Origin of the sequence: Oceanospirillum beijerinckii DSM 7166, assembly GCF_000422425.1 — a bacterium.
In the GTDB taxonomy this organism is placed as follows: domain Bacteria; phylum Pseudomonadota; class Gammaproteobacteria; order Pseudomonadales; family Halomonadaceae; genus Oceanospirillum; species Oceanospirillum beijerinckii.
In genome coordinates this window covers 143,740-155,848 of record NZ_KE383829.1, presented here as the reverse complement: position 1 = coordinate 155,848, position 12,109 = coordinate 143,740, and the positions used below count along the sequence as shown (strand labels likewise).

The following is a 12,109-nucleotide window of genomic DNA, read 5'->3' as shown; positions in this document are numbered from 1 at the left end:
CAATTAACAGAGATAAGCCATGACAAGGACATCCTATCAAACCGGCATGGAAGCCGAGGATCTCGCTTTAAACTACCTGCAACAACAGGGCTTACAACTGATCGCCCGAAACGTACGCTTTAAGGGCGGCGAGCTGGATCTGATCATGCAATCCGGCAATACCCGAGTATTTATTGAAGTGCGTTTTCGCAAAAGTCATTATTACGGCGGCGCACTGGAAAGTATCACTCATCGCAAGCAACAGCGTTTAATCCGCTCCGCCATGCTGTACAATCAACGTTTTCCAACACATCAGCCCTGGCGAATTGACGTTGTGTGCCTGAGCCCCGGCCCAAGTGCAGACTCTCCGTCAATTGAGTGGCTGCAATCAGCAATCAGCAGTTAAGACAGATTATGGATCTTCAAGACCGAATTATTGCCACCTTCCATAGCAGCATCGATTTTCAAGCCACTGCCAGCGAAATGCTGCCACCACTACTGGAGCATGCCAGCGGCCTAATGGTGAACTGCCTGATTAATGACAATAAAATCCTAACCTGCGGCAACGGCGGCTCTGCTGCTCTGGCACAGCATTTTACCTCTGAAATGCTTCACCGCCATGAAAGAGATCGCCCCAGTCTTCCGGCTTTTGCACTGAGCACAGACAGCTCAACACTGACCGCCATTGCCAATCACGCCAGCTTTAATGAGATCTTCTCTAAGCAGGTTCTTGCACTGGGCCAACCCGGTGACATCCTGCTCGTTATTACCTCCAGCTGTAAATCCAACAACGTAGTACAAGCTGTACAAGCCGCCCATGAGCGCGGTATGACGGTTATAGCCTTAACCGGAGGTGATGGCGGCGATGTGGCATCCCTACTAAGTGCAGAAGATTTTGAAATCCGCGCCCCTGCGGATCAGGCTTGTCGTATTCAGGAGGTCCATCTATTAGCGATGCATAGCCTGTGCGATCTAATTGATTACCAACTGTTTGGCGGTTTGGAAGAAGAGGAAAGCTATTACTAAGCTTGTCTGAGCGACCTACAAATCCCACCTAAAAACAGGATCACAGATCCGGAAAGAGAAAAATCAAAAAAGGCGCTTAAACAAGCGCCTTTCTTTATACCCATATTGAGTACCGAAACCCTCAAGCCTACTTCACAACCTTTAATGCAGGTCTCTTAGGTTTACTGTCAGGCACAGATGTTAATACCCTATCACCATCGGATGGGCCATTTGGCTCCGGATCAGGATCAGGGACCTCAGGCTCTTGGCCAAAAGCCATACCCTGAGCATTCTCACGGGCATAAATAGCCATAACCGCCATAATAGGTACATAAACATGCTGAGGCACACCACCAAAACGAGCAGAGAAGGTAATCGCCTCGTTGGAGATATCCAACTCCCGTACCGCAGACATAGCGATGTTTAATACAATCTGACCGTCATGCACATGCTGAGTAGGCACCATCACCTCTTCAATAGTCGCATCCACGGCGATATGAGGCGTCAGGTCGTTATCGGCCAGCCACTCATACAACGCACGAATCAGATAAGGACGACTTGATGACATAACAATTCCAATTATAAGCGCATTTCACGCTCAGCTTCAGACAGGCTTGCCTGGAAAGCTTCACGATCAAACAAACGATCTTCCATATAAGTCAGCAGAGGTTCAACCTGCCCTTCAGGCAACTCAACACCCAACGCTGGTAAACGCCACAGGATCGGCGCAATACAACAATCCACCAGAGTAAACTCTTCGTTCATGAAGTAAGGCATCTCTTCAAAGATTGGACTGATACCTACCAGACTTTCACGCAGGTTCTTACGGGCCTCTTCTACCAAGACCTCATCTTTTGCTGCTGTAATAATATCCACATGAGTACACCACTCACGCTGAATACGATGCATCCACAGACGACTCTGAGCACGCGCCACCGGATAAACAGGCAGCAATGGAGGATGCGGGAAGCGCTCATCCAGGTACTCCATCATCACATTGGATTCATACAGCACCAGATCACGATCAACCAGCGTCGGCAGACTGTTATAAGGGTTAATGTCGGCCAGTTCAGACGGCTTATTGCCTTCTGTACAGTCCAGAATATCAACAGCGACACCCTTCTCTGCCAACACAATACGCACACGATGGCTGTAATGATCTTCGCCGTTGGAGTAAAAAGTCATCGAGGAACGCTTGGCTGCTACACCCATGTTATTACCCCTATTAAAAATTTGAAGGCCAATATATTTGCATATCTTTGCTCCAAGAGCAAAAAAAGCGCGCAACCACAAAGGGTTGCACGCTCTTTAATCCAGAGTATGGAAGCGATTAGTGAATATCGCGCCAGTACTCTTTCTTCAGCAGGTAAGCCAGGATACCCAACAGTACAATAAATGCCAGCACCCAAGGCGCCATAGCATTACTCTGCAGCTTAGAAGGCTCACCTACGTAAGCCAGGAAGTTAGTCAGGTCGTACATTGCACGATCGAACTCAACCTTGCTCATAGAGCCTTCTTTAGTGATCTTCAGACAGCTATCACCTACTTGCTTACCAGTCAGCGGATCAACTTCTGCATTGTGCGTGTTAGGATCACAAACCTTCTCCTGAACACCCTGCAGGGAAGCCAGTACGTTAGGCATACCTACATCAGGGAATACAGTGTTGTTCACACCCCATGGACGACTCTCATCCACATAGAAACCACGCAGGTAAGTATAGATCCAGTCTGTACCACGCAGGCGCGCTTCCAGACTCAGATCCGGTGGCGCAGCACCAAACCATACAGCAGCATCTTCCTTCTCCATAGCGATACGCATTTGATCGTTATATTTCAGAGAGCTGCTAAAAATCAGGTTCTGCTCAATCACATCCTGAGGAATACCCAGGTCTTCCGCAGTACGTGCAAAACGCTGGAACTGTGCAGAGTGACAACCCATGCAGTAGTTCACAAACAGTTGTGCACCACGCTGCAGAGACGCCTTGTCATACAGATCCGGTTCCATTTTATCCAGGTGAACGTTACCGCCACCGGCCGCCAGCGCCGTAAAAGGAATCAGCGCTAAAATCAGTGCAATCAGTTGCTTTTTCATTAGCCTGTCACCCTCTCTGGCACTGGTTTAGTAGATTCAAACTTGGTGTACCAAGGCATCAGAATGAAGTACAGGAAGTAAATCGCTGTAGTCACCTGAGCCAGAAGTGTACGACCCGGAGTAGAAGGCAGAGCACCCAGCACACCCAGAATCACAAAGCTAATCGCAAACGCAACCAGGAACAGCTTACTGATCATGCCTTTGTAACGCATAGAGCGTACAGGACTCTTGTCCAGCCAAGGCAGCACAAACAGGATAGCAATCGCTGCACCCATTACGATAACACCCAGGAACTTCGCATCCAAACCAAACAGCGAGAAGTTAATCGCACGCAACATGGCGTAGAATGGCGTGAAGTACCATACCGGCGCAATGTGAGCAGGCGTTTTCAGTGCGTTTGCAGGCTCAAAGTTTGGCGGCTCAAGGAAGTAACCACCCATCGCAGGCGCGTAGAAAATAATCGCACAGAACACGAACAGGAATACCGCAACACCGACAATATCTTTCAGCGTGTAGTAAGGATGGAAAGGAATACCGTCCAGAGGAATACCATTCTCATCTTTGTACTTCTTGATATCGTTACCGTCTGGGTTGTTAGAACCCACTTCATGCAGTGCAATAATATGCAGAACAACCAGTGCCAGCAGCACGATTGGCAGCGCAATTACGTGCAGTGCGAAGAAACGGTTCAGGGTAATACCCGAGATCAGGAAGTCACCACGCACCCACTGAGCCAGATCAGCGCCGATCACAGGGATCGCAGTAAACAGAGAGATAATTACCTGTGCACCCCAGTAAGACATCTGACCCCATGGCAGCAGGTAACCCATAAAGGCTTCTGCCATCAGCGCCAGATAAATGGCCATACCGAAGATCCAGATCAGCTCACGTGGCGCCTTGTACGAACCGTACATCAGACCACGGAACATGTGCAGGTAAACAACTACGAAGAACGCAGAAGCACCCGTGGAGTGCATATAACGCAGTAACCAGCCGTACTCTACATCACGCATGATGTACTCTACGGAAGCAAATGCGCCCTCAGCACTCGGGTTAAAGCTCATGGTCAGCCAGATACCGGTCAGAATCTGGTTAACCAGTACTAACAGAGCCAGAGAACCAAAGAAGTACCAGAAGTTAAAGTTCTTTGGAGCATAGTATTTACTCAGGTGATCTTCCCACATCGCTGTCGCTGGGAAACGATCATCAATCCAGCCCATCAGGCCCGGATTGCCTTTATTACGACTACCAGCCATTATGCGCCCTCCTGATCAACACCGATAACAATCGTAGTGTCAGACTCGTACTTGTATGGAGGAATCTCCAGGTTTATAGGAGCAGGTACACTCTTATAAACACGGCCTGCAAGGTCAAAACGAGAACCGTGACAAGGACAGAAGAAACCACCCAGCCAGTCATCACCCAGATCAGCTGGACCTACTTCCGGACGATAGGTAGGCGAACAACCCAGGTGAGTACAAATACCGATCATTACCGCGTACTCTGGTTTCAGAGAACGAGCAACGCCTTTAATGTACTCAGGCTGCTGCGGAACTTCAGAATTAGGATCAGATACCTGATCATTCAGTTTTTCCAGAGAGGCCACCATTTCTGGAGTACGGTAAATAACCCATACAGGCTTACCACGCCACTCTACTGTCATTTGCTGTCCCGGCTGTAGCTTGGAAATATCAGCTTTAACCGGTGCACCTGCCGCCCGTGCTTTCGCACTAGGGTTCCAGGATGCAACAAAGGGAACCGCTACCCCCACAACGCCCACTGCACCAACTGCAGATGTCGCGCCGAGAAGGAAACGGCGACGCCCCTTGTTTACGCCGTCATTACTCATCGTAAGGTTTCTCCCATCAACCAACCCGTTAAACTTCAAAGGGTTATGCAACTTAAACAAAGTAACTTAACCCATTGTCATTTTTCACGGAAAATAAATGGCACAAATAGTAAAAAAATCGGCACCGCAACACAAGGAAATATACCCTTGTAAAAATAATGCCTTAGTTGCATGACAAATAGTCGATGCTGTACACCAACAACTATTCAGAGCACTCAAAGCGCCTGTTACGGGCAAAAAAAACGCCCAGACAGAAAACATGCCTGAGCGTTTTTTGTACAAACCCAATAAAAGGTCTGTAAGCGAATTAACGCTTGGAGAACTGTGGACGCTTACGTGCTTTACGCAGACCCACTTTCTTACGCTCAACCTTACGAGCGTCACGAGTTACATAACCCGCTTCACGCAGAGCTTTACGCAGAGTCTCATCGTACTCCATCAGAGCACGGGTCACACCGTGACGAATCGCGCCAGCCTGACCGAAGTCACCGCCGCCTTTAACAGTCACGTTGAGATCGAATTTTTCTTCGTTTTCAGTCAGAACCAGAGGCTGACGAACGATGATGCGAGCAGTCATACGACCGAAGTATTCGTCCAGTGGCTTACCATTTACAGTAATAACACCAGAACCTGCACGCAGGAATACACGAGCAGTAGAGGTCTTACGACGACCGGTACCGTAATACTGAGTTACAGACATGATAACCTTCCTAATTAAATTTTCAGTTCTTGCGGCTGTTGTGCAGTGTGTGGGTGAGTTTCACCAGCGTACACTTTTAACTTAGCCTGCATAGCACGACCCAGAGGGCCTTTTGGAAGCATGCCTTTAACAGCCAGCTGGATAACACGCTCAGGAGCATGATCAATCATCTGCTCGAAAGACATGGACTTGATACCACCGATGTAACCCGTGTGACGGTAGTACATCTTGTCTTTAGCTTTGTTACCAGTAACTTTTACTTTCTCCGCATTTACAACAACGATGTAGTCACCGGTGTCAACGTGAGGAGTATACTCAGGCTTGTGTTTGCCGCGCAGACGACGAGCCAGTTCTGTAGCCAGACGACCCAGAGTCAGACCGTTTGCGTCGACAACATACCAGTCACGAGTGACTGTCTGTGGTTTTGCACTAAAAGTTTTCATTTCTTAATAGCCTATATTGGTCATACGCTCTGAGAATCTTTCTCATCCCGATTGACCCTTTGCCTATTTTTATTGGTTGCAGATCCGTTGCAACGTTCATACCTTAAAAAAGGAGCGCGAAGTATAGCGACTTAGATTCGTAAAGTTAAGCCCGAATTTCGCTAAATTTGATCATTTATGATATTGATCAACTCTTCACTAACCTCTAAAAAAAGCAGTCCCTGAAAAACAACACGTTAAAATGCCATTTCGTTAACAGCAATCGATCAGAAAGCACCTCTATTAAGGGCGATGCTCACGCGCCAGATATTCGTGCGACTGCATCTCCAGCAGACGAGATACCGTACGATCAAACTCAAAACTCAGATTTCCGCCCAGATAAAGCTCGGAGATACCGGCTTCAGCAGAAATAATCAACTTCACATTACGATCGTAAAACTCATCCACCAGATTAATAAAACGACGCGCCTGATCATCTGTGTCCCGCTTCATCTGTGGCACATTGCTCAACAGTACCGTGTGAAACTCTTTTGCCAGCTCAATGTAGTCATTCTGGCTACGGGGACCATCACATAATTCATCAAACTCAAACCACACCACATCATCGTGCAGACGCTGAGTCGTCATATTACGGTGATTGACCTCAATAATAGCGTTGCGCTGACCTTCACCCAAGGCAATACTTTTAAAGCTTCGGTTCAGACTCGCATCCGCCTCCGAATCCAATGGATAATGGAAGATCTCTGCCTGCTCCAATGCACGCAGACGATAGTCCACGCCGCTATCAACATTCACCACATCAGTATATTGCTTCAACAGATCAATAGCGGGCAGGAAGCGCGCGCGCTGCAAGCCATTTTCGTACAGACCATCCGGCACAATATTTGAAGTAGTTACCAGACTGACACCGTTTTTAAATAACGAATCCAGGAGACCCGCCAGGATCATGGCATCAGTGATATCTTTTACGAAGAACTCATCAAGACACAACACCCTGATCTCTTTGGAAAGATTCTCCGCAACCAGTGTCAATGGGTTCTTTTCACCATCAAACTTACGCAGATCATCGTGTACACGCTGCATAAAACGGTGAAAGTGCACACGCATCTTTTCCTGAAATGGCAGGCTATCGTAGAAAGTATCCACAAGATAGGTTTTGCCGCGACCAACACCACCCCAGAAATACAAGCCCATCAGCGGCTGCACCTCTTCCTCTTTTTTACCAAACAAACCTTTCAGCTTACTGGCAAAGCCTTCTTCTTTTTTAGGCGGAGTGTACGCCACCAGTTCATCGTATAAGCGCTGGAGATGCTTAACTGCCATCTCCTGAGCCGGGTCATAGCTAAAATCATCCCGTTCCAGATCTTTTTTATAGCGCTCTAAAGGTGTCATGGGCCTGTATTCCAGTGATCTCAGAAAAATAAGGCCGCCATTATACTGATTCTGTCGCAAACTCCCAAACTCGTTCACTGGTGCAAAAGTCGAACTCAGCCCTCTGGAAAAACACCACTGACAACAATCTGCATTATTTAACAGCCTCTATATACAGCCACACCCTTAATAAAACAGCAAAAAAACAATCCTCAAACACTCTCTACAGAGGATTATGCTGCCACGCAGAAACGGCTTATATCTTAGCCTTTTTGCGGTTGGTCTTTTACTCTGATTAGCCTGTATAATACCCAGCTTGTTAGGAATCGTGCCTATAAAAAATAAGCTTGATAGGAGCCGCTTGTGGAAGCAGCAAATCTAGATTGGTCCCTGGTCGTTTTAACCTTTATCGTAGGTTGCGGCGTAGGTGCACTTATTTACCACTTGGTAACCATGAATTCGGGTGATGATTCAGGTCTGAAAGACCGTATGAGTCAGAAAGAGATGGACTATGATCGTTTAAGCGAAGGTGTCAGCGAACACTTTATCCGCACAGACGAACTGGTCAACACCCTTGAAAAGAACTATCAAAACCTGTTCAGCCATCTGCGTCAGGGTGCGGATAGTTTCTGCGACGACAAGAGTCTGTTAAAGCAGATCAACCGTCAGAAAGAAACAACTGAGGAACAAACCGAAGAGCCCGAGGTAGAAAAAACAGAGGAAGCTCAATCCGAGCAACCAATGGATTATGCACCGAAGAGCTCCGGTACTCTGTCTGAAGATTTCGGCCTGGAGAAAGAAAAGACTCCTGAGCCACCTAAAGGGCTGTAAGTCCTGTCTCGACAGATCATCAGGCACCGCCTTATTACTGTTTACAGGTAGTCAACGCACTATTATCAAACAGCAATAGGCGGTGTTTTTACTTTTCACAGAGGAAGTTTCAACGACCGTCCATTCCAGCACCTATGGAGAGCCTATACACCTCGCCCCACATAACATATAAAGAAGCGACTACACTGGGTTTGCTTCATCCAGAGCAATATGCTCAACCCCCAGCTCTTTCTCCAGCCACTCGCCAACAGCCAATACACCATAACGTTCAGTGGCATGATGCCCTGCGGCCATATATGCAATCCCCAGCTCTCTGGCGGTATGAACAGTATTCTCGGATATTTCTCCACTCACATACAGATCACAACCCGCCTCTGCGGCCTGCTCTATCATGCCCTGTGCTGCACCGGTGCACCAGGCAATCTTTCTAATTTCGCGCTCAGCATCACCAATAACCAAAGGCTCGCGCGCTAGCACAGTCTCAATCTGCTGAGACAACTCAGCCAGCGATACACTTTCTGACACCTCACCCACTAAACCGATACTGCGCGGATTTCCTGCTTCCAGACCATCAGTAATACTCCAGCCCAGCTTTTGGGCCAGCTGCACGTTATTGCCCAGCTTTGCATGGGCATCCAACGGCAGATGATAAGCAATCAGATTAATATCATGCTTGATCAGTGCAGAGATACGCTTGTACTTCATACCCACTAACACATTCGGCTCGTTTTTCCAGAAATAACCATGATGCACCAACAGAGCATCTGCACCGCATGCCACCGCCTGATCCACAATATTCTGACTGGCCGTAACCGCAGTCGCGATTTTTGTAATCTCGGCTTTACCCTGTACCTGCAAGCCGTTAGGACAATAATCCTTGTATTGCCCCGGCTCCAGCAATTTATCCAACTCCGCCATCAGACGCGTCAAAGCTACGCTCATAATATTACCTTCCAGACAAACTATATCTGCAACCTATAAAATGACGTAATCACCCAAGCAAAAGCTTATACTCAGAATTAGAGATCGCTTTCTCCAGCCACAAGCCGGAAAATAGCGCAACACTTTTGTTGAAGCATGTACAATCTACTCTATAGCAGCACCTATTAAGTGACTTGATTTTACAGGATTAGTCACCATATTTCGTTGAACAATCTCCGGCGACCAGGACCTCCTATGAAAAAACTCATACGTTATTTATCTTGGCCAGTCATGATCGGTGCCATTGCTGGGCTGTATATCAACCAGCAGACGCTGTTAAACAGTCAAAACAGTGGAGCAACCACCTATAACACACCGGTGTTTATTGAAGCAGCTCAGGCGAACACCACGCCTCGCTTAAGCGGTCCTTATAGTTATTCGGATGCCGTTAAACAGGCTGCTCCTGCAGTCGTCAACATCTATACAAGCAAGATCATTGAGCAAAGAAGACACCCTTTACTCAATGACCCTGCATTCAGACAGTTTTTTGGTTATAACGGCGCTCCCAGGCAACAACGTATGCAGTCTAGTTTGGGCTCAGGCGTGATTATCAGTGCAGATGGCTATGTACTGACCAACAATCACGTCATTGAAGGCGCCGATGAGATCAAAGTCGCACTGAAAGACGGTCGTGAGACCATCGCTCAGGTTGTCGGCACTGACCCCGAAACAGACCTGGCCGTATTACGCATTCAGCTGAATCAGCTACCGGTTATCACTATTGCACCCTCCGATATTATCGAAGTGGGTGATGTGGTACTGGCTATAGGCAACCCTTTTGGCGTCGGACAAACCGTGACCATGGGCATTGTCAGCGCCACAGGCCGCGACCAGCTGGGCATCAACACCTTTGAAGATTTTATTCAAACGGATGCCGCCATCAACCCCGGCAACTCCGGTGGTGCGCTGGTCAATCCACGGGGGGAACTGGTTGGCATTAACACCGCGATTTTTAGTAAGAGCGGCGGTTCTCAGGGCATCGGCTTTGCAATTCCATCGAATCTGGCACGCAAGATCATGGTGGATATCGTGCGCGAAGGTAGCGTAGTTCGCGGCTGGCTCGGCGTTGAAGTACAGGAGCTGACACCACAACTGGCCCGCTCGTTCGGCTTTAACGGTAATCAGGGGATCTTAATTGCAGGCCTGTTACGCAATGGCCCTGCCCATTTAGCAGGCCTGCAACCAGGTGATATTGTCACAGAGGTCGAAGGCAAAGCTGTGATAAGTGGCCGCACGGCAATGAATCAAATCGCGCAAAAGCGCCCAGGTCAAAATATCCCTCTGACGGTTTTCCGTCGTGGAAAACTGCTTAAGCTAACGGCAGAAGTGGGCCGTCGACCTGTGCCGCAACAAGCTCAATGACCAACAAGCCGGACAAAGCCCCTATAGCCGATCGCTATCCACCTAAACAACACTCAAATCATAACCATAAAAAAATCCCCATAAGCCAAGCTTACGGGGATTTTTTTATGATATTAAGCCCTGCTACTGATACGCACCTCAGGCTACTGCCGTATTAATCCTTGATACGGTATTCCGCAGAACGGGCGTGAGCGGTCAGACTCTCACCACGAGCCAGAACAGACGCACTCTTGCCCAGCTCAGATGCACCAGCCGCCGAGCACATAATCAGCGATGAGCGCTTCTGGAAATCATACACACCCAACGGTGATGAGAAACGTGCCGTACCTGAAGTTGGCAGTACGTGGTTAGGCCCCGCACAGTAATCGCCCAACGCTTCAGCCGTGTAACGTCCCATAAAGATGGCGCCGGCATGACGTATTTGCTCAACAACGTCCATCGGGTCTTCAATGGATAACTCCAGGTGCTCCGGTGCAACACGATTGGTAATCGCAATGGCATCATCCAGATCTTTTGCCAGGATCAGTGCTGCACGGTCACGCATGGAAGCACGGATAATCGGTTCACGCTCCATTGTCGGCAACAGCTTTTGAATACTGGCTTCCACCTGATCGATAAAGGCCTCATCCCAAGCCACCAAAATTGGTTGCGCATCTTCATCATGCTCTGCCTGGGAAAACAGATCCATAGCAATCCAGTCAGGATCGGTCTTGCCATCACACACCACCAGAATTTCTGACGGGCCGGCAATCATATCGATACCTACCGTGCCAAATACCGCACGCTTGGCCGTGGCTACATAGATATTACCCGGCCCTACAATCTTATCCACCTGAGGTACGGTTTCAGTACCGTAAGCCAGTGCCGCAACCGCCTGAGCACCACCAATGGTAAATACACGATCCACACCCGCAATACAGGCGGCAGCCAGTACCAGCTCATTCACTTCGCCACCCGGTGTTGGCACTACCATGATGATCTCGTCGACACCGGCCACTTTGGCTGGAATCGCATTCATCAGCACAGAAGATGGATACGCCGCTTTTCCACCTGGCACGTAAACACCGACACGATCCATCGGCGTAACCTGTTGCCCCAACAAGGTACCGTCGTCTTCGGTGTAGCTCCAGGAAGATTGAAGCTGTTTTTCGTGGTAACGACGCACACGCTCTGCAGCCAGCTCCAGCGCATCACGCTGAGTTTGCGGCAAACCATCGAGAGCCCGCTGCAAACGCTCCTGCGACATCTCCAACGAAGAGAAATCGGACACACCCATACGATCAAAACGATTAGTAAATTCAATTACCGCATGATCACCACGAGTCTTCACCTGATGCAGAATATCGTTAACCGCCTGGTTAACCGCAGTATCAGAAACAGCTTCCCAAGCTAATAGCTGGTCCAGCTGCTGTTTAAAGTCAGCCTGACTACTGGAGAGTCGAGTCACTTGTACAGGTGAAGACATAGGAATTTCCGTTGTTAGCAATTTAACGAAC

At 48.5% G+C, this 12,109-nt stretch carries 14 protein-coding genes; 4 read left to right on the top strand and 10 right to left on the bottom strand.

Going from position 1 to position 12,109, the window contains the following annotated elements; translation table 11 throughout:
- Positions 1-19: 19 nt before the first annotated feature.
- Positions 20-385: a YraN family protein gene (locus tag H579_RS0120640; RefSeq protein ID WP_028302225.1), complete on the top strand. Its 366-nt coding sequence runs from the start codon at positions 20-22 to the stop codon at positions 383-385.
- A gap of 8 nt (positions 386-393) precedes the next feature.
- Positions 394-1,005 (top strand): phosphoheptose isomerase, encoded by a 612-nt coding sequence (locus H579_RS0120635; RefSeq protein WP_028302224.1) that lies wholly within the window; start codon positions 394-396, stop codon positions 1,003-1,005.
- Between the two features lie 127 nt (positions 1,006-1,132).
- On the opposite strand, the gene H579_RS0120630 is transcribed toward H579_RS0120635, so the two are convergent.
- The 8 genes from H579_RS0120630 to zapE all read right to left on the bottom strand — a co-directional run bounded on the left by H579_RS0120630 (position 1,133) and on the right by zapE (position 7,460).
- Positions 1,133-1,552 (bottom strand): ClpXP protease specificity-enhancing factor, encoded by a 420-nt coding sequence (locus H579_RS0120630; RefSeq protein WP_028302223.1) that lies wholly within the window; start codon positions 1,550-1,552, stop codon positions 1,133-1,135.
- Positions 1,553-1,563: 11 nt separating this feature from the next.
- Positions 1,564-2,196 carry a glutathione S-transferase N-terminal domain-containing protein gene (locus H579_RS0120625; RefSeq protein WP_028302222.1) on the bottom strand — a complete coding sequence of 211 codons (633 nt, stop codon included), beginning with the start codon at positions 2,194-2,196 and terminating at the stop codon, positions 1,564-1,566.
- Between the two features lie 118 nt (positions 2,197-2,314).
- Positions 2,315-3,076, bottom strand: coding sequence for a cytochrome c1 (locus H579_RS0120620; RefSeq protein WP_028302221.1), 762 nt, complete (start codon positions 3,074-3,076; stop codon positions 2,315-2,317).
- Positions 3,076-4,332 carry a cytochrome b gene (locus H579_RS0120615; protein WP_051228113.1) on the bottom strand — a complete coding sequence of 419 codons (1,257 nt, stop codon included), beginning with the start codon at positions 4,330-4,332 and terminating at the stop codon, positions 3,076-3,078. The genes H579_RS0120620 and H579_RS0120615 overlap by 1 nt, the downstream gene beginning before the upstream one ends.
- Positions 4,332-4,925, bottom strand: coding sequence for a ubiquinol-cytochrome c reductase iron-sulfur subunit (gene petA / locus H579_RS0120610; protein WP_028302219.1), 594 nt, complete (start codon positions 4,923-4,925; stop codon positions 4,332-4,334). The genes H579_RS0120615 and petA overlap by 1 nt, the downstream gene beginning before the upstream one ends.
- Before the next feature lie 307 nt (positions 4,926-5,232).
- Positions 5,233-5,625, bottom strand: a complete 393-nt coding sequence (rpsI, locus tag H579_RS0120605; RefSeq protein ID WP_028302218.1) for a 30S ribosomal protein S9 — start codon at positions 5,623-5,625, stop codon at positions 5,233-5,235.
- A gap of 14 nt (positions 5,626-5,639) precedes the next feature.
- A complete protein-coding gene (rplM, locus tag H579_RS0120600) occupies positions 5,640-6,068 on the bottom strand; it encodes a 50S ribosomal protein L13 (protein ID WP_028302217.1) in 429 nt (142 codons plus the stop codon).
- Between the two features lie 282 nt (positions 6,069-6,350).
- Positions 6,351-7,460: a cell division protein ZapE gene (zapE, locus tag H579_RS0120595; protein WP_051228110.1), complete on the bottom strand. Its 1,110-nt coding sequence runs from the start codon at positions 7,458-7,460 to the stop codon at positions 6,351-6,353.
- Positions 7,461-7,802: 342 nt separating this feature from the next.
- On the opposite strand from zapE, the gene H579_RS0120590 reads away from it, so the two are divergent.
- Positions 7,803-8,270: a Z-ring associated ZapG family protein gene (locus H579_RS0120590; protein WP_028302215.1), complete on the top strand. Its 468-nt coding sequence runs from the start codon at positions 7,803-7,805 to the stop codon at positions 8,268-8,270.
- A 180-nt stretch (positions 8,271-8,450) separates the two neighbouring features.
- On the opposite strand, the gene H579_RS0120585 is transcribed toward H579_RS0120590, so the two are convergent.
- A complete protein-coding gene (locus H579_RS0120585) occupies positions 8,451-9,212 on the bottom strand; it encodes a Nif3-like dinuclear metal center hexameric protein (RefSeq protein ID WP_028302214.1) in 762 nt (253 codons plus the stop codon).
- Between the two features lie 234 nt (positions 9,213-9,446).
- Between H579_RS0120585 and H579_RS0120580 the strand changes: the two genes are divergently transcribed.
- Positions 9,447-10,613, top strand: coding sequence for a Do family serine endopeptidase (locus H579_RS0120580; RefSeq protein ID WP_028302213.1), 1,167 nt, complete (start codon positions 9,447-9,449; stop codon positions 10,611-10,613).
- A gap of 154 nt (positions 10,614-10,767) precedes the next feature.
- On the opposite strand, the gene hisD is transcribed toward H579_RS0120580, so the two are convergent.
- Positions 10,768-12,078 (bottom strand): histidinol dehydrogenase, encoded by a 1,311-nt coding sequence (gene hisD / locus H579_RS0120575; protein ID WP_028302212.1) that lies wholly within the window; start codon positions 12,076-12,078, stop codon positions 10,768-10,770.
- Positions 12,079-12,109: the final 31 nt, after the last annotated feature.

Bases quoted from the DNA above. Each gene is read 5' to 3' on its own strand.
- H579_RS0120640 (WP_028302225.1), top strand. From the start codon at position 20: ATGACAAGGACATCCTATCAAACCGGCATGGAAGCCGAGGATCTCGCT.
- H579_RS0120580 (WP_028302213.1), top strand. From the start codon at position 9,447: ATGAAAAAACTCATACGTTATTTATCTTGGCCAGTCATGATCGGTGCC.
- H579_RS0120635 (WP_028302224.1), top strand. From the start codon at position 394: ATGGATCTTCAAGACCGAATTATTGCCACCTTCCATAGCAGCATCGAT.
- hisD (WP_028302212.1), bottom strand. From the start codon at position 12,078: ATGTCTTCACCTGTACAAGTGACTCGACTCTCCAGTAGTCAGGCTGAC.
- H579_RS0120620 (WP_028302221.1), bottom strand. From the start codon at position 3,076: ATGAAAAAGCAACTGATTGCACTGATTTTAGCGCTGATTCCTTTTACG.
- rpsI (WP_028302218.1), bottom strand. From the start codon at position 5,625: ATGTCTGTAACTCAGTATTACGGTACCGGTCGTCGTAAGACCTCTACT.
- H579_RS0120585 (WP_028302214.1), bottom strand. From the start codon at position 9,212: ATGAGCGTAGCTTTGACGCGTCTGATGGCGGAGTTGGATAAATTGCTG.
- petA (WP_028302219.1), bottom strand. From the start codon at position 4,925: ATGAGTAATGACGGCGTAAACAAGGGGCGTCGCCGTTTCCTTCTCGGC.
- H579_RS0120615 (WP_051228113.1), bottom strand. From the start codon at position 4,332: ATGGCTGGTAGTCGTAATAAAGGCAATCCGGGCCTGATGGGCTGGATT.
- rplM (WP_028302217.1), bottom strand. From the start codon at position 6,068: ATGAAAACTTTTAGTGCAAAACCACAGACAGTCACTCGTGACTGGTAT.
- H579_RS0120625 (WP_028302222.1), bottom strand. From the start codon at position 2,196: ATGGGTGTAGCAGCCAAGCGTTCCTCGATGACTTTTTACTCCAACGGC.
- zapE (WP_051228110.1), bottom strand. From the start codon at position 7,460: ATGACACCTTTAGAGCGCTATAAAAAAGATCTGGAACGGGATGATTTT.
- H579_RS0120630 (WP_028302223.1), bottom strand. From the start codon at position 1,552: ATGTCATCAAGTCGTCCTTATCTGATTCGTGCGTTGTATGAGTGGCTG.